We start from the raw sequence: 16532 nt of genomic DNA, 5'->3' as shown, positions 1-16532 counted from the left end.
CCTCCTCGTCGCGCCCCGGCCCCGGGAGCGCCCCGAGCACCGTAGGACCCCGGCGCCGGCGCCCCGCGGGCGGGGTGCTTGCCCCGGAGGACGACGGCGGCGAGGGTGGGGCGGTGCGCAGACGGACGCTCCTCGCCGCGGCCGGCGCCGCCCTGCTGGGCGCCTGCTCGAGCCCGGCCGCGGAACGCGCGACCGCCCCGCGGACGTCCCGCCCCGGCACGACCGCGCCGTCGCCGACCACCGAGCCCGCACCGACCAGCGCACCCCCGACTGCCGGGACACCGGCGGAGGTGCTGGCCCGCTCGACGGTGCCGGTGCTCTGCTTCCACCAGCTGCGCGAGTTCCGGGCGGAGGACAGCGCGTACGCCCGCACGATGATCACGCCGCCGGCGGCCTTCCGGCTGCAGCTGCAGGCGCTGCGCGACGGTGGCCGCACCCCGATCGGCGTGCCGGAGCTGCTGGACCACCTGCAGCTCGGCGCGCCCCTGCCCGACCGGCCGGTGCTGCTCACCTTCGACGACGGCTCGGCGACCCACCACTCGGTGGCGCTCCCGCTGCTGCGGGAGCTCGGCTTCCCGGCCGCGTTCTTCCCGATGACCGTCGTCCTCGGCAAGCCGGGCTGGCTGAGCCCCGACCAGCTCCGCGAGCTGGATGCGGCCGGCATGACCATCGGGGCGCACAGCTGGGACCACCAGCGGGTCGACCGGCTCAGCGGGGACCAGTGGGCGGTCCAGCTGGACCAGCCGCGGGCCGAGCTGGCCGGCATCCTCGGCCACCCGGTGGAGACCATGGCCTACCCCCACGGCACCTGGTCCCCCGAGGCGCTGCCGCGCGTGCAGGCGGCGGGCTACCGGGCGGCGTTCCAGCTCGCCGATCCGCAGGACCCGGCGCACCCGCTGCTGACCATCCGCCGGATCATGCCGCCCCCGACCTGGGACGGCCCCACGCTCCTGGCCCGGCTGGACGCGTTCTGACCGGTCAGCCGCCGGCCGCCAGGAGGTCGAGCGCCTCCAGCACGGCCGGCCAGGCGTCGCCGCACGGGTCGATCAGGGAGAAGTGCCCGGACGGGACGAGGACCAGCCCGGACGCGCCGTGCGCGTGCGCGTAGGAGCGGCTGAGCGACGGCGGCACCACGTCGTCCGCGGCCCCGTGCACGATCCGCACCGGCGCGGCCGGCGCGGGGAGCCGGGCGGGATCCAGGTCGGGGCGCGCATCGGCGTCCTCCCCGAGGAAGGCCCGGACCGCGTCGCCGCCGAGGCCCAGCGCCTGGCCCAGCCGGAGGTCGGCCACGGGCGCCAGGGCCAGCACACCGGCGGGCGTCTCCGCACCGCAGGCGGTCGCGGCCACCTGCAGGACGAGGTGGCCACCGGCCGAGTGGCCGGCGAGCAGCGCCCGCCGGCCACGGGTGAGCTCCGCGCGCCCGGCGACATGCCGCAGCGCGGCACGCACGTCGTCCACCGCCAGGTCCGGCCGGCCGGGCACCCGCCGGTACTCCGGCGCGACGGTCGACCAGCCGACCCGGGCGAGGGCCTCGGCCATCGGACCCAGGTGCGCCCGGTCGTAGGCGGGGCGCCAGAAGCCGCCGTGGACCAGCACCACGATCGGTCGCCCGTCCGGAGCGCCCGGGGCGAGCCGCACGTCTGCCACCTGCTCCGCGGCCGAGCCGTACCGGAGCAGGTGGTCGGGCGGGGCCGCCGGCCGGGTGAGCACCGAGCGGTCCTCGGGGTGGGGCGGCACGCGCTGGAGGATGGACCCCGCCGGCCGGTGCCGTCCAATCGCGGGGCTCAGCCGGTGAACGCCCGGATCTCGCCGAGCCGCTCGGAGGTCACCGTCTTCAGCCGGGCGACCGCGCGCGCCAGCGGGACCAGCTCGATCTCCGTGCCGCGCAGCGCGACCATCTGGCCGGTGCGGCCCTCGTGCGCGGCGATCGTGGCGTGCAGCCCGAACCGGGTGGCGAGCACCCGGTCGAAGGACGTCGGGGTCCCGCCGCGCTGCACGTGCCCCAGGACGGTCGCCCGCACCTCCTTGCCGGTGCGCCGCTCCAGCTCCTCGCCCAGCTGCTGGGTGACGCCGGTGAACCGGCGGTGGCCGAACTCGTCGATGCCGCCGCGCCGGAACGCCATCTGACCGGGCAGCGGCTCGGCCCCCTCGGCGACGACGCCGATGACGTGGGAGTCGCCGCGGGCGAACCGCTCGCACACCAGCCGGACGACCTCGTCGACGTCGAACGGCTCCTCGGGGACCAGCGTGAGGTGGGCCCCGGCGGCCAGCCCGGCGTGCAGGGCGATCCAGCCCGCGTGCCGGCCCATCACCTCGACCAGCAGCACGCGCTGGTGGGACTCCGCGGTGGTGTGCAGCCGGTCGATGAGCTCGGTCGCGATGCTCACCGCGGTGTCGAACCCGAACGTGAGGTCGGTGCCGTCGATGTCGTTGTCGATCGTCTTGGGGATGCCGACGACCGGCACGCCGGCCTCGGACAGCAGGTGCGCCGCGGTGAGCGTGCCCTCGCCGCCGATGGGGATGAGCACGTCGATCCCGTGCTCGTCGAGCGTGCACCTCATCTCGTCGATGCCCGCGTGCAGCTTCTCCGGCGCCACCCGGGCCGAGCCCAGGGTCGTGCCACCCCGGGTGAGCAGCCCGTCGACCGCGGCGACGTCCAGCGGCGTCGAGCGGTTCTCCAGCAGCCCCCGCCAGCCGTCGCGGAAGCCCACCACCTCGCTGCCGTAGTGGGCGCCGGCGGTGCGCACCACCGATCGGATGACGGCGTTGAGGCCGGGGCAGTCCCCGCCTCCGGTCAGGACTCCGATGCGCACCGGCTGGCTCCTCGCGGTCGTGGGCCGGGTCCGCCCGACCATACGTCATGACGTCTAGACGACCGCGGAGGTCGCGGGGCGCGGCGCGGGCTCTCCGGCGCGGCGCTCCCGGGCGGTCAGCGACCGGGACGGAACGGGTTCCGGCCGGGCCGGAACAGCGTCTCCTGGGTGAAGCTGGCGGCCAGCAGCCCGCCGGCCGTGGTGATCGACCCGGTGTACCAGCCCCGGCCGCCCGAGACGGTGCGCGGCACCATGTCCATGAGCACCCAGTCGTCCAGCGGGGCGTGCCGGTGGAACCAGACGGCGTGGTCCAGGCTCGGGCCGGGCGCGGCCTCGTCCTCCGGGAGCGCGGAGAGACCGGTGCCGATGTCGGACAGGTAGGTCAGCACGCAGGCGTGCACCAGCCGGTCCCCCGGCAGCGGCACCGTCGACCGGGCCCAGAAGCGGGTCGGCCAGTGGGCGTCCGGGAACGGCTGCGGCGGGCGCCGCCCCTCCACGGAGAACAGCCGCGGCAGCTCGAACACCGGCAGCCCGTCGGGGTCGTCGACCGCGGGCACCTCCTGCACCTGCTGGTCGGGGCCGGCGCCGGGCAGGGCGAAGGACGCCGACATGCTGAACACGACCTCGCCGCCCTGGATGGCGACGACCCGCCGGGCGGAGAAGCTGCCGCCGTCGCGGTCGCGGTCGACGCGGAACACGGTGGGGCGGGCGGCGTCGCCGCTGCGCAGGAAGTAGCCGTGCAGCGAGTGCGGCAGCCGGTCGGGGTCCACGGTGCGCCCCGCCGCGTACAGCGCCTGCGCCGCCACCTGCCCGCCGTAGAGGGGGAAGGGGTCGGTGAACAGCAGCGTGCTGCGGTAGAGGTCCCGGTCGATCTCCTCCAGCGCCAGCACGTCCAGCACGGTCGGCTCGGCCTGGCCCCCGTCGGCTCCGGTTCCCACCCGGGGAACATAGCCGCAGGTCCCCGCGGTCCCCGGCGGCGAGCCCCGCTCGGCAGCGGCCGTCACCGCGCTCGGTACGTTCGTCCCCGCCCTCCCCGCCCGGTGGGGACGACGGCACGGCCGGTACAGCGGTCGCCCTGCGCGACCGGAGCGGAGCAGCGATGAGCGAGCCACAGCGGGACGGCGACGGGCGACCGCGCCGCAAGAAGGCCCTCCGGACGGGCGAGGTCGTCCGGACCTCGTGGCTCACCCCGCACATGGTCCGGGTCGTGCTCGGCGGCGAGGGGCTCGCCGGCTTCCCCGAGAGCGAGCTCACCGACCGCTACGTCAAGCTGCTCTTCCCGCCTGCGGGCGCCTCCTACGCCGTCCCCTACGACCCCGACCAGGTGCGCGCCGAGCTGCCCGCCGACCAGTGGCCGGTCACCCGCACGTACACGGTGCGCGCCTGGGACGCCGCGGCCGGGGAGCTGACCATCGACTTCGTGCACCACGGCGACGAGGGGCTCGCCGGCCCCTGGGCGGCCGCTGCGCGCCCCGGTGACCGCATCCAGCTGCTCGGGCCCGGCGGCGCCTACACCCCCCGGCCCGATGCCGACTGGCACCTGCTCGCCGGCGACGAGAGCGCGCTGCCCGCCATCGCCGCCGCCCTCGAGGGCCTGCCGGCCGGCGCGCGGGCGCTGGTCTTCGTCGAGGTGGCCGGGCCCGAGGAGGAGCAGGGCGACCTCGCCGCGGGTCCCGGTGTCGACGTGCGCTGGCTGCACCGCGGGGCGTCCCTGCCCGGCGAGCTGCTGGTCCACGCCGTCCGCGCGACCACCCTGCCCGCGGGTGACGGGCACGTGTTCGTGCACGGCGAGGCCCACGCCGTGCGGGAGCTGCGCCGCCACCTGCGCGCCGAGCGCGGGCTGGACCCGGCGTGGACGTCGATCTCCGGCTACTGGCGCCGCGGCGACACCGAGGACCGCTGGCAGTCGGGCAAGCGCGAGTGGAACGCCGCTCTCGAGGCCGAGGACGCCGCGGTCGCCCGCTGACCGTCACACGATCGTCGTGCCTGCTGCGGGCGCCGGCGGGTAGCCGGGCTCCATGCCGTCCGAGACCCAGCTGACCACCGCCACCCGTGACGAGCTCCTGCGCCTGGCCCGCGACCGCGGGGTCCCCGGCCGCAGCCGCATGTCCAAGGAGGAGCTGGTCGCCGCGCTGCGCGCGCGTGAGCAGCCGGCGCCCGTGCACGAGGCCGAACCCCCGGGCGCTGGCCGGCGGCAGATCGGCCCCCGGGTCGAGGCGTTCCGCCGGCTGGCCGAGGCCCGTGCGGCCGGCGAGATGGTCCTCATCCCCCGCATGCTCGCCGGCAACGACCGGCGCGTGCACGTGCGGGAGACCGTGCGCGAGGACCACGAGACCCGGATCGCGTCCGGCGACCTGGAGGCGCGCGCGAAGTTCGACAAGCTCGCCGGCTCGGTCTTCCACTTCTTCCGCGGCACCAACCTGCTGTTCTACCGGGACCTGGTCGGTGAGGACGCCCGGCTGCCCACGGTGCTCGCGCTCGGCGACGTCCACCCGGGCAACTTCGGCGTCATGCCCAGCTCGGACAACGTGCCGGTGTTCGGCGTCAACGACTTCGACGACGCCTACTACGCCCCCTTCACCTGGGACCTCAAGCGGGGCGCGGTGGGCTTCCTGCTCGGTGCCGCCGAGAAGGGCGGCCACGGCCCCGGGAAGCAGCGCGCCGTCGCGGAGCGGTTCGTGCGCGGCTACGTGTCGGGCATCGCCTCCTACGCCTCCGACGGGCGGGAGGAGACCGAGCAGCTCCGGATGGACAACGCGCCGCGGCTCATCCGGGACCTCATCGCCGGCACGCTGGAGACCGGCCGGGCCGACTGGCTGGGCGGGCTGCTGGAGGGCACCCGGCGCGGTTTCCGCACCGACGAGGAGCTGGTGCCGGTGAGCAGCCGCCGCGAGGAGTTCCAGGAGGTGGTCGACCGGTACGTCGCCGAGAACGAGGTGCCGGTGCCCGAGCGGGCCGGCGCGATGCGCGTGAAGGACGTGGCCGAGCGGCGTGGCGCCGGCACCGCCTCCCTCGGGCTGACCCGCTACTACGTGCTCATCGCCGGCGTGCGGGACGACGGCACCGACGACCTCCTGCTCGAGTTCAAGCGGGCCCGCCGCTCGGCCCTGTCCGGCCTGGTGCCGCCGTCGGGCTACGAGGTGGACGGCCAGGCCGACCGGATCCGGCACGCCCAGCGGGTGCACCTGGTCAGCGGGGACGTCTTCTACGGCAGCGTCGACATCGACGGGCAGAGCTTCATGGTCCGCGAGCGGGCCCCCTACCGGGGCGACGTCGGCCTGGGCTCCCTCTCGACCGGGGGGTGGAAGCGGTACGCGGAGATCTGCGGCCGCGTGCTGGCGCACACCCACGCCATGTCCGACGAGACCGGGAACGTCGACTACGACGTGGAGCCGGCGATCCTCGACGCCATCGGCAACCGGGAGCTGTTCGTCGACGACGTGCTGCGCTGGGCCGGGGAGGCGGCCGACCGGGTGCGGCAGGACCACGCGTACTTCCGGGCCGACCACGCCCTGGGTGCCTTCCGCAGCGTGGACGTCGTCTACCGCTGACCGCCCGCCTCGTCCCGCGGGACGTCGCCGGGGAAGCCCTCGAGGTCCCGGGGGCGCGGCGGGGCGTCCTTGCGGAAGCTGGCCTCCACCCGCTGGAAGCCCTTGTACCGCTCACTGCGCGCGTACCCGGTGTAGGCGCGGACGTCGGCCCGGGTGAGGTCGACGTCGTCGGTGAAGGGGGTGAGCAGCGACCGCGGGTAGAGGCGGCGGTGGCGGACGACGTTGATCTCCGCGGCGAGCACGACGACGAGCGCCTGGAGGTAGATCCAGACGACCAGGCCGAGGATGACGCCGAAGACGCCGTAGACGTCGCTGGACCGCGTCAGGTACGTCCCGAAGTAGTAGGCGCCGAGCAGGTGCAGCAGCTCCCAGAGCACCGCGGCGGTCACGGCCCCCACGGCGACGTTGCGCCAGTCCAGCCGGCGGGCGGTGAGCACCTGGTACAGCACCAGGAAGATGCCCACGTTGATCGCCAGCCCGGTCAGCGTGCCCACGGCAGTGACCACCGGGGCCGGCACCGGAAGGGTCTCCGGGACGGCGGAGACGAAGGCGGTGACCGCCGCCGAGAGGATCGCGGCCAGGCCGAGGACGAGCACGAGCAGCAGGCTGCGCAGCCGCGAGAGCACCGGGTTGGGCTGGGCGAAGCGGGGCACGGCGTAGATCCGGTTGAGAGCCGCCTGCGCCGCCTGCATCACGCCCAGCCCGCCGTAGAGGCTGCCGAGCACGCCGATCACCAGCGCGGCGCCGCTGCCGCGGAAGGTGCCGATGTTCTCGACCAGCGCCGGGCCCAGCAGCGGGAAGTCCGAGAGCGCCGACTCGAGGATCTGCTGCTGGAGCACCGGGTCGTCCTCCAGCAGGAAGCCCAGCACCGAGGTGAGCACCAGCAGCAGCGGGAAGAGCGAGACGAAGCCGTAGTAGGTGATCAGCGCGGCCAGGTGCGGGCCGCGGTCGTCGACGAACTTGTAGACCACCGCCAGCGGAAACCCCACCGCCGGATGCCTGGTCTGGAACGCGTCGGCCCGCGCGACGAACCCCATGCCGTCACCCCCTCCCCGGTCGGCGGCTACCCGGATCGGCTGCGGGCACGCACTGCGGCGGCACGGACCCGGAGCCGCGACGGGTAGGAAGGGCGCATGACCCAGCCGTTCCCCACCGTCGCCGAGCTCGCCGCCGAGGAGCGGGAGCTCCAGCTCACCTCGTTCACCAACGACGACGCCTGGGCCCTCGGGTGCGCCCTGGTCGCCGCCGCCCGGCGCGACGCCGCCCCGGTCGCCGTCGAGATCGCGCGCAACGGCCACCGGCTCTTCTCGGCCGCGCTGCCGGGCGCGACCCCGGACAACGCGTCCTGGATCGAGCGGAAGTCCCGGGTGGTGCACCGCTTCGGGCGCAGCTCGCTGCACGTGCGCCAGGACAGCATCGAGCGCGGCACCACCTTCGAGGCGGAGTTCGGGCTGGACCCGCAGCTCTACGCCGCCCACGGCGGGGCGTTCCCGCTGCTGGTCCGGGATGTCGGCCCGGTGGGCGTCGTCGCCGTCTCGGGGCTCCCCCAGCTGGCCGACCACCGAATGGTCACCGCCGTGCTGGCCGAGCACCTGGGGCGCTGACCGGGGACCGGCCAGCCCCGGTGTGGCGCAGCTAACCGACCGGATCGGTCGGATCACCTACCGAAACGGTCGGCGGGCCGTACGCTGTCGCCGTGGCACGACCGTTCCGGCAGCAGGTCGACGAGGGCATCCTCGACACCGCCGCCGCCCTCTTCGCCCGACGCGGCTACACGAAGACCTCCGTGCAGGACGTCGCCGCGGCCGTCGGCCTCTCCAAGGCCGGCCTGCTGCACCACTTCCCGAGCAAGGAGGCCCTGCACCAGGCGGTCCTGGACCAGGCCGGGGCGCTCGGCCAGCGGGTGCTGGACCTGGTGGGGCACCTGCCCGTCGGCCCGGAGCGCGACCGGCGGGCCCTCGACGTCCTGGTGGACATCGCGCTGGAGCACCCCGGGCTGGTGGCGCTGCTGCTCGCGCCGGTGACCGGGGGCGACTGCGACCCGGACCAGCTGGGGGCCGCGGCCACCCCGGCGCTGCAGGCGTTCGGCGTGGACCCGGAGGCGCCCACGGGCGAGCGGGCCGTCCGCACCATCGGCGCGCTGTCGGCCCTGGCCGTGCTGACCCTCACCGCCCACTCGCGCGGCGAGGGGACGTCGTGGCGCCCCGCGATCGTCGCCACCTGCTTCGACGCGCTCGGCCACACCCGGCCCGGCGCTGCTCTTCCCGTTCCCCACCAGGTGGAGGCCTGATCCCGCATGGCTGTCTTGTTGTCCCGACTCGGGGCCTTCGCGCACCGGCGCCGGCTCCCGGTGATCCTGGTCTGGCTGGTGCTCCTCGTCGCCGGCGGAGCGGGCGCGGCCACCCTGGCCGGTGAGACCTCCGACGCCTTCAACATCCCCGGCCAGGAGTCGACCACCGCCCTCGAGCGGATCGACGAGGAGTTCGGCAGCGCCGGCGGGGCCTCGGCGCGGGTCGTGGTCGCGGCGCCCGAGGGCGAGACGCTGACCACGCCGGAGAACGCGGCCGCGATCCAGCAGCTGGTCGCCGAGCTGGGCGGGCTGCCCGGCGTCGCCGCGGCGAGCAATCCGCTGGACCCCGCCGCGCCCGCCGTCAACGCCGAGCAGACCACCGCGTACAGCACCGTGACCTTCGCCGGCGGGCTGGGCGAGGTCACCCCGGAGGAGCGCGACGCGCTGGTGGAGGCGGTCGAGGCGGCCGGCGAGGGCGCGCTGACCGTCGAGGTCACCGGCCAGGCCATCCAGGAGCCGCCGCACGTCGGGGGGCCCGCGGAGGTCATCGGCGTCGTCGTGGCGCTCGTCGTCCTCGCGGTCACCTACGGCTCGCTCGTCACGGCGGGCATGAACCTGCTGACCGCCGTCGTGGGCGTCGGCATCGGCGTCCTCGGGGTCACCATCGCCACCGGCTTCGCCGAGCTCTCCTCGACCACGCCGATCCTCGCCGCGATGCTGGGGCTCGCCGTCGGCATCGACTACGCGCTGTTCATCGTGACCCGGTTCCGCCAGGAGCTCCGGCACGGGGCGCCCGTGGGTACCGCGATCAGCACCGCCGTCGGCACCGCCGGCTCGGCGGTGGTCACCGCCGGGCTGACCGTCGTCATCGCCCTGCTCGGGCTCTCGGTCGTCGGCATCCCCTTCCTGACCCAGATGGGCATCGCCGCGGCCGCGACGATCGTCGTCGCGGTCCTGGTGGCGATCACCCTGGTACCCGCGGCGCTGAGCTTCCTGGGGCGCCGGGCGCTCCCCCGCCGGCACCGGGCCGTCACGGACCCTGCCGCATCCCCGTGGGTGCGGCAGGACGGCGCCGGCGACCGCGGTCTCCTCGCCGGCTGGGTCGCCACGGTCACCCGCCACCGCGTCGTCTCGCTGCTGCTGACCGTGGTGGTGCTGGGCATCATCGCGATCCCGTTCTTCTCCATGCGGACGACGCTGGTGCAGGAGCCGGCCGAGGGCTCCACGGCCGCCCGCGCCGACCAGCTGCTCGCCGAGGGCTTCGGCGAGGGCTTCCTCGGCCCGCTGACCATCCTGTTCGAGGGCGACGGGGCCCCGGAGGCCGCGGCCTCGGTCAGCGCCGCCATCGCCGAGGTCGACGACGTCGCCCTGGTGACGCCGCCGACGCCGAACCCCGACGGCACCGCGGCCCTGCTCAACGTCATCCCCGGGTCGGGACCGGCCACGGCCGAGACCGAGCAGCTCGTGGAGGACCTGCGCGCGGAGCTCGCCGGCCTGGACGGGGTGGAGGCCTCGGTCACCGGCGCGACGGCGGTGAGCGTCGACGTCGCGGAGAGCCTCAACGAGGCCCTGCCGGTGTACCTGCTGCTCGTCGTCGGCCTGGCGCTGGTCCTGCTGGTCCTGGTCTTCCGGTCGCTGCTGGTGCCGCTGGTCGGCGTCCTCGGCTTCGTCCTGACCGTCGGGGCGTCGCTCGGCGCCGCCGTCGCGGTGTTCCAGTGGGGCTGGCTGGCCGACCTGGTCGCGCTGGACGTGACCGGGCCGCTGATCAGCCTGACGCCCATCCTGGTGATCGGCATCCTCTTCGGCCTGGCGATGGACTACCAGATCTTCCTGGTCTCCCGGATGCACGAGGCGCACAGCCACGGCGCCGCGCCGCTGGAGGCGATCCGCACCGGGTTCCGCCAGGCGGCCCCGGTCGTCGTCGCCGCCGCGCTGATCATGTTCTCGGTCTTCGCCGGGTTCGTGCCGGCGGGCGAGCCCACGATCAAGTCGATCGCGTTCGCCCTGGCGGCGGGCATCCTGTTCGACGCCTTCGTCGTGCGCATGGTGCTCGTGCCTGCGGCGCTGGCACTGCTGGGCCACCGTGCCTGGTGGCTGCCGCGCTGGCTCCGGTGGCTGCCCGGGCTCGACGTCGAGGGCGCCGCGCTGGAGAAGTCGGGCCCCGCGCACGACCGGGAGGCGGTCGCCGCCGCCCGGCGTTGATCCACGGCTCCCACCGGACGGCCCGCCTGCTCCCGCAGGCGGGCCGTCCGCCGTTCAGGACGACGACGGGGCATCCGCCCACACCCGGTCAAGACGTCGATGAAACTTGTGGACAGGCCGTTGACCTGCTGATTCGTGCTGCGGGTGTCGGCGTCCGGCGATAGTGTTCGTACATGTGTTCGACAGGTGTGGAGGGCGCGATCGGCCGGTTGGTCGCCGCGCTGGACGACCTGGCCGCCGAGCGGCTCGACGGCGCGTTCGGCCCCGACCGGCTGGCCCCGCTGCTCGTCGCGGGCAACCGGCTCGCGACCGAGATCGCCCGCACCGTCCGCCAGGGCGAGCTCACCGGGGCCGCCGAGCACGATGGGCACAAGACCATGGCCTCCTGGCTGCGCGGCCACGCCCGCCTCGCCCCGGCCGCCGCCGCCCGGCTGGTGTCCGCCGGGCGGGCGCTGGAGACCCTACCGGCGGTCGCCGCCGCGGCCGCCACCGGCGCGGTCGCACTCGACGCGCTCGCCGAGATCGCCCCGGCGGTCACCCCGGCCCAGCTGGCCGCCGCCGCGGCCCAGGACGTGGACCTCGCCGGGGTGGACGCCGCCCTGGCCGAGGTCGCCGCCACCCGCCCGCACGCCGAGCTGCGCCAGGTCGTGGCCCACTACCTGGCCCGCCTCGATCCCGACGGGGCCGAGCCCGACCCCACCGAGGGCCGGTCGTTCACCCTGGTCAAGCACGCCGACGGCAGCGTCAGCGGCCGGTTCGAGCTCGACGCCGTGGGCGGGGAGAAGGTCCAGGCCGCGGTCGAGTCGATCGTGCAGGCCGACCGGCCCGCCGGGGACATGCGCACCCGCGCCCAGCAGCAGGGCGACGCCCTCGTCCAGCTGGCCGACAACGCCCTGGCCGCCGGCACCCTGCCGACCCTGCGCACCCACAAACCGCACGTCGTGGTCCGGGTCGATCTGGAGGACCTCATCGACCCCGCCGCCGCCGGCCCCGGAGCCGCCCAGACCGGCTTCGGCACCATCCTGTCGGCCGCCCGCGCCCGCTGGCTGGCCTGCGACGGCGGCATCAGCCGCATCGTCATCGGCCCCGACGGCGAGGTCCTCGACCACGGCCGCCGCCAGCTGCTGTGCGAACGGCACCACACGAAGGTGCACCACGGGTTCCGCGTCGAACGCCGACCCGACGGCCGATGGCGCACCTGGCGGCCCGACGGCACCGAGATCCTCGTCCTGCCCCGCACCACCGCCGACCCGGCCAACTCCCGGGCCGGCTGAACCGCCGCCGCCCCCCGCGGGCATGGATCGGTGACCCTCGGTGTTGGCTCAGGGGACGACGCGGCTCGGCAGAGGCGCGCACCTGCCCCCGAGCCCCTCGAGGATCACGCTTGCCCGAGCACCACCCGCAGCCCACGACCGCCCGCCGGCGGAACCGTTCCGCCACCCGCACGGCAGCCACCCCCGGCACCGACCGGACCGCCCGCGCGACCGACGGCACCGCCCGGGAGACCGACCGCGCCACCGCGCCCGGCACCGACCACGCGGCCACCCGCGACGGGGAGCGCGCCAACCACCGCACCGCCGCCGGCAGCACCCACCGCGACGCCGCCCGCGAGGAGAAGCGCGCCGCGGCCCGCGAGGCCGACCGGCTCGCCGCCCGCGAGGAGAAGCGCGCCCAGCAGAGCTGGGTGGAGGGCGCGGCGCCGGAGCTGCCCACCCGCGCCACGCGCCCCGAGGAGGTCGTCTTCCACCTCGGCCCGACCAACTCCGGCAAGACCTACGAGTCCCTCCAGGCGCTCGCCGCGACCGGCTCCGGCGTCTACGCCGCCCCGCTCCGGCAGCTCGCGCACGAGGCCTACGCCAAGCTCTCGGCCCAGCTGCCGGAGGGCACGGTGGGCCTGTCGACGGGCGAGGAGGAGATCGACCCCTTCGCGCCGATCGTCTGCTGCACCGTCGAGAAGGCCCCCGACCGCGGCGAGATGCTGGTGCTCGACGAGGCCCACTGGGTCACCGACCCCGACCGCGGGCACCACTGGGCGCGGCTGCTGCTCACCGGCGAGTACCGCCAGATGCACCTCATCTCCGCCGCCGAGGCGTACCTGGTGCTCAAGCCGCTGGTCTCCGACGCCGAGCACGTCGAGGTCGTCAACCACAAGCGGCTGTCTCGGCTCGACGTGCTCCGCGCCCCGGTGCGACCGGCCGGCGTCCGGCCGCAGACGCTCGTGGTCGCCTTCTCCCGCAAGGCCGTGTACGCGGTGGCCGCCGAGCTCGACCAGCACCGCCCGGGCAAGGTCGGCGTCCTCTACGGGGCGCTGCCCCCGGCCACGCGCCGCGAGGTCATCGAGCGGTTCACCAGCGGCGAGCTCGACGTCCTGGTCACCACCGACGTGATCGGCCACGGCATCAACGTGCCCGCGACCACCGTGCTCTTCGCCGAGACGACCAAGTTCGACGGCCAGGAGATGCGACCCCTGCGCACCTGGGAGGCCGCCCAGATCGCCGGGCGGGCCGGGCGCTACGGCCTGACCGGCCACGGTGCCGCCGGCATCCTCATCGGCGTCAGCGGGCTCAAGCCCGTCGCGGCGCTCGTCGGTGCGGGGGCCGCCGTCGCCCGGGGCGACGAGATGAGCGACCTCCCCAAGCGCGCCCCCCGGCTGCGGCCCGAGCTCGAGGACCTGGGCGCCTTCGAGGCGGTCGACCTCCCCGAGGCGCTGATGCGCTGGATGGCGTGGGCCCGCGCGGCTACCCGCGACCAGGCCATGACCGCCGACGACGTCACCAGCCTGGTCCTCCGCGTGCACGCGCTGCTCCCGCTGCTGCGCGGGCCGCTGGGCGCGGTCGGCGACCTGAACACCGTGTGGCGGCTGGTCAACCTCGCCATCGACTACAACCCGCCACGGCGCACCCGCTGGCTGGTGCTCGCCCGCGCCGCCCTGCGGCACGCGGCCGGCCTGCCGGTCCCCCCGGAGACCGTGCTGCCCGACGTCCCCCGCGGGGGCACCGTCGAGGAGTACGAGCAGGCCGCGGCGGCCGCCCGCGACGCCCAGACGCTGCTGCGCCAGTTCCCCGGCGTCGCCGGCCTGGACAGCGAGGACGCCGCCTGGGTCGAGGAGGAGTGCGCCGAGATGATCACCGAACTCCTCCCCGACGCCATCGCCCTGGGCCGCTCCGGGAAGTGCGTGGAGTGCGGGAGCGCGATCGCGCCCTGGTTCACCACCTGCCGCCCCTGCAGCGCACCGGCCGGCCGCCGCGAGAGCCAGCGCGAGCGCCGTCCCGTCGCCGGGGGCCGGCGGGCCGCGGGCCGGGCAGCCGGCCGCGCACTCGGCGGGCGGCAGGGTGGCCCCCGCGGCCGGTCCCGCCGCGGCTGACGGATCCCGACCCGCCGGCCACCGGCGGGTCGGGTAGCCACACATCTGCCCAATCGGACGGCGCCGTTTCGTACGGGTTCTGCCAGTGCCGATCCAGCGCTGGCTCCGTAACGTCACAGGAAGCAAGCAGGCCGTACCGGTCCGTCACCGCGCCTGCCACGACCGCCCACCGAGGAGCTTCCCGTGCCTTCCTTCTCCCGCCCCGTGCTCACCCTGGTCCCCGGCTCCGCCGACACCCGGGACCACTCCCCCGCCGACGCCTTCGCCGCGTTCACCCCGCTCGACGCCGCCTGGGCCGCCCCGGCCGAGTCCGACGACAGCTGGCGGATCGACGCGCTCTGCGCCGAGACCGACCCCGAGGCGTTCTTCCCGGAGAAGGGCGGGTCCACCCGGGACGCCAAGCGGGTCTGCACCGGCTGCCCGGTGCGCGCCGAGTGCCTGGAGTTCGCCCTGGCCAACGACGAGCGCTTCGGCATCTGGGGCGGCCTCTCGGAGCGCGAGCGCCGCCGGGTCCGGCTGCAGCGCCGCGGGACCATCAGCGCCTGATCGGGGCCCCGGCCGGATGCCCCGCCGGCTCGTACCCTCGAAGGGGTGACCTCCGCCCCGGCCCGGACCGTTTCCCTGCACGACCGCTTCGCGCGGGACCTCCCGGAGCTGGCGGTCCCCTGGCAGGCCGACGCGGCACCGGACCCCCGGCTGCTGCTCCTCAACGAGCCGCTGGCCGCGGAGCTCGGCCTCGACGCCGCCGCGCTGCGCGGCCCGGACGGCGTCCGGCTGCTGGTCGGCGCCGCGGTCCCCGACGGCGCCACCCCGGTGGCGCAGGCCTACGCCGGGCACCAGTTCGGCGGGTTCAGCCCGCGGCTGGGTGACGGTCGGGCGCTGCTGCTCGGTGAGCTCACCGGTGCCGACGGCGCGCTGCGCGACCTGCACCTCAAGGGCTCGGGCCGCACCCCGTTCGCCCGCGGGGGCGACGGCCTGGCCGCGGTCGGCCCGATGCTCCGCGAGTACGTGGTCAGCGAGGCGATGCACGCCCTCGGCATCCCGACCACCCGCGCCCTGGCCGTGGTCGCGACCGGCCGCGCGGTGCACCGGGAGACCTTGCTGCCCGGCGCGGTCCTCGCCCGCGTCGCCGCGAGCCACCTGCGGGTGGGCACGTTCCAGTACGCCACCGTGCTGGGCGACGTCGACCTGCTGCGCCGCCTGGCCGACCACGCCATCGCCCGCCACCACCCGGAGGCGGCCGCCGCGGAGAACCCCTACCTCGCCCTGTACGACGCCGTGGTCGCCGCCCAGGCCGAGCTGGTCGCGCGGTGGATGCTGGTCGGCTTCGTGCACGGCGTCATGAACACCGACAACACGACCATCTCCGGCGAGACGATCGACTACGGCCCGTGCGCCTTCCTCGACGCCTACGACCCCGCCACCGTCTACAGCTCCATCGACCACAGCGGGCGGTACGCCTACGGCAACCAGCCGGTCGTCGCGGAGTGGAACCTGGCCCGGCTGGCCGAGGCACTCCTGCCCCTGCTGTCGGAAGACCAGGAGCAGGCGGTCACCCTGGCCGTGGAGTCGTTGCGCGGCTTCGCCCCGCGGTACCAGGCCGCGTGGACCGCGGGCGTGCGCGCGAAGCTCGGCCTTCCCGCCGACGTCGACGAGGCGCTGGTCCGGGAGCTCGGCGAGGGGCTCCTCGCCCTGCTGGCCCGCGACCACGTCGACCTCACCTCCGCGTTCCGCGCGCTCGGGGCGGCCGCCCGGGGCGACGTGGAACGGGTGCGGCTGCTCTTCCTCGACCTCGCCGGCATCGACGACTGGCTGGGCCGCTGGCGGGCGCTCGGCCCCGACGCCGACGGCATGGACCGGGTCAACCCCGCCTACATCCCGCGCAACCACCTGGTCGAGGAGGCCCTCGAGGCCGCCACCGAGGGGGACCTGGCGCCGATCGGCCGGCTGCTGGAGGCGGTCACCGCCCCCTTCGAGGAGCGGCCCGGCCTGGAGCGGTTCGCGGCACCCGCCCCGCAGGACTTCGGCGCGTACCGCACCTTCTGCGGCACCTGACCCCTCCTGCGGCACCCGAGCCGAAGGAGACCGGTTCCACCCCTGCTGGGCCGGGTAGACGCCGTGCGTGCCGCGCGAGATGGACCCCCAGGACCCCGACACCCTCTACGCCGAGGGACCGGTGGCCCCCGAGCCGCCGGACGACGACGTCCCGGAGTCCTCGCCGCTGCCCGACTCCGGCGGGACCGGTCCCGGCCCGGACGACCTCGACCGGCTGCTCTGAGGTGCGGGACACAGCCGGCGCGCTGCAGGCAGCG

Annotated in this window: 15 protein-coding genes; 11 read left to right on the top strand and 4 right to left on the bottom strand. The window is 75.7% G+C overall.

The window, feature by feature from the left end; genetic code table 11:
* Positions 1-113 precede the first annotated feature (113 nt).
* The gene (locus tag E9565_RS20080; protein WP_236828299.1) at positions 114-974 is read left to right on the top strand and encodes a polysaccharide deacetylase family protein; all 861 of its coding nucleotides are present in this window, start codon (positions 114-116) and stop codon (positions 972-974) included.
* 4 nt (positions 975-978) lie between these two features.
* On the opposite strand, the gene E9565_RS20075 is transcribed toward E9565_RS20080, so the two are convergent.
* The 3 genes from E9565_RS20075 to E9565_RS20065 all read right to left on the bottom strand — a co-directional run bounded on the left by E9565_RS20075 (position 979) and on the right by E9565_RS20065 (position 3751).
* Positions 979-1737 carry an alpha/beta hydrolase gene (locus tag E9565_RS20075; protein WP_236836578.1) on the bottom strand — a complete coding sequence of 253 codons (759 nt, stop codon included), beginning with the start codon at positions 1735-1737 and terminating at the stop codon, positions 979-981.
* A gap of 47 nt (positions 1738-1784) precedes the next feature.
* Entirely contained in the window at positions 1785-2813 is a 1029-nt protein-coding gene (locus E9565_RS20070; protein ID WP_236828301.1) for an ATP-dependent 6-phosphofructokinase, read from the bottom strand.
* Between the two features lie 116 nt (positions 2814-2929).
* Complete coding sequence (locus tag E9565_RS20065) at positions 2930-3751, bottom strand: acyl-CoA thioesterase II (RefSeq protein ID WP_236828302.1); 822 nt, start codon at positions 3749-3751, stop codon at positions 2930-2932.
* A gap of 161 nt (positions 3752-3912) precedes the next feature.
* On the opposite strand from E9565_RS20065, the gene E9565_RS20060 reads away from it, so the two are divergent.
* Both E9565_RS20060 and E9565_RS20055 read left to right on the top strand, forming a co-directional pair.
* Positions 3913-4779 (top strand): siderophore-interacting protein, encoded by an 867-nt coding sequence (locus tag E9565_RS20060; protein WP_236828303.1) that lies wholly within the window; start codon positions 3913-3915, stop codon positions 4777-4779.
* A 52-nt stretch (positions 4780-4831) separates the two neighbouring features.
* A complete protein-coding gene (locus tag E9565_RS20055; RefSeq protein ID WP_236836577.1) occupies positions 4832-6364 on the top strand; it encodes a DUF2252 domain-containing protein in 1533 nt (510 codons plus the stop codon).
* Here E9565_RS20055 and E9565_RS20050 read toward each other — a convergent pair.
* Positions 6355-7401, bottom strand: coding sequence for a YihY/virulence factor BrkB family protein (locus tag E9565_RS20050; RefSeq protein ID WP_236836576.1), 1047 nt, complete (start codon positions 7399-7401; stop codon positions 6355-6357). The two genes, E9565_RS20055 and E9565_RS20050, sit on opposite strands and share 10 nt — an antisense overlap.
* Before the next feature lie 96 nt (positions 7402-7497).
* Here E9565_RS20050 and E9565_RS20045 point away from each other — a divergent pair, with 96 nt between their 5' ends.
* From E9565_RS20045 to E9565_RS20010, 8 genes are all read left to right on the top strand, one after another.
* Positions 7498-7968, top strand: coding sequence for a heme-degrading domain-containing protein (locus E9565_RS20045; RefSeq protein WP_236828306.1), 471 nt, complete (start codon positions 7498-7500; stop codon positions 7966-7968).
* 92 nt (positions 7969-8060) lie between these two features.
* Positions 8061-8654 (top strand): TetR/AcrR family transcriptional regulator, encoded by a 594-nt coding sequence (locus tag E9565_RS20040; protein ID WP_236828307.1) that lies wholly within the window; start codon positions 8061-8063, stop codon positions 8652-8654.
* A gap of 6 nt (positions 8655-8660) precedes the next feature.
* Positions 8661-10856, top strand: a complete 2196-nt coding sequence (locus tag E9565_RS20035; protein ID WP_236828308.1) for an MMPL family transporter — start codon at positions 8661-8663, stop codon at positions 10854-10856.
* A gap of 173 nt (positions 10857-11029) precedes the next feature.
* Entirely contained in the window at positions 11030-12130 is a 1101-nt protein-coding gene (locus tag E9565_RS20030; protein ID WP_255726359.1) for a DUF222 domain-containing protein, read from the top strand.
* Between the two features lie 110 nt (positions 12131-12240).
* The gene (locus tag E9565_RS20025) at positions 12241-14220 is read left to right on the top strand and encodes a helicase-related protein (RefSeq protein ID WP_304505936.1); all 1980 of its coding nucleotides are present in this window, start codon (positions 12241-12243) and stop codon (positions 14218-14220) included.
* 204 nt (positions 14221-14424) lie between these two features.
* Complete coding sequence (locus tag E9565_RS23630) at positions 14425-14766, top strand: WhiB family transcriptional regulator (protein ID WP_374201461.1); 342 nt, start codon at positions 14425-14427, stop codon at positions 14764-14766.
* 45 nt (positions 14767-14811) lie between these two features.
* Complete coding sequence (locus E9565_RS20015; RefSeq protein WP_236836575.1) at positions 14812-16275, top strand: YdiU family protein; 1464 nt, start codon at positions 14812-14814, stop codon at positions 16273-16275.
* Positions 16276-16342: 67 nt separating this feature from the next.
* The gene (locus tag E9565_RS20010; protein ID WP_236828312.1) at positions 16343-16498 is read left to right on the top strand and encodes a hypothetical protein; all 156 of its coding nucleotides are present in this window, start codon (positions 16343-16345) and stop codon (positions 16496-16498) included.
* Positions 16499-16532 lie beyond the last annotated feature (34 nt).

The organism is Blastococcus sp. KM273129 (assembly GCF_021698995.1).
In the GTDB taxonomy this organism is placed as follows: Bacteria; Actinomycetota; Actinomycetes; order Mycobacteriales; family Geodermatophilaceae; genus Blastococcus.
Note: the sequence above shows the minus strand (reverse complement) of the source record. Positions and strands in the feature narration are given on the sequence as shown.

Coding starts and splice junctions, on each gene's coding strand:
- E9565_RS20060 (WP_236828303.1), top strand. CDS start 3,913: ATGAGCGAGCCACAGCGGGACGGCGACGGGCGACCGCGCCGCAAGAAG.
- E9565_RS20055 (WP_236836577.1), top strand. CDS start 4,832: ATGCCGTCCGAGACCCAGCTGACCACCGCCACCCGTGACGAGCTCCTG.
- E9565_RS20050 (WP_236836576.1), bottom strand. CDS start 7,401: ATGGGGTTCGTCGCGCGGGCCGACGCGTTCCAGACCAGGCATCCGGCG.
- E9565_RS20045 (WP_236828306.1), top strand. CDS start 7,498: ATGACCCAGCCGTTCCCCACCGTCGCCGAGCTCGCCGCCGAGGAGCGG.
- E9565_RS20035 (WP_236828308.1), top strand. CDS start 8,661: ATGGCTGTCTTGTTGTCCCGACTCGGGGCCTTCGCGCACCGGCGCCGG.
- E9565_RS20030 (WP_255726359.1), top strand. CDS start 11,030: ATGTGTTCGACAGGTGTGGAGGGCGCGATCGGCCGGTTGGTCGCCGCG.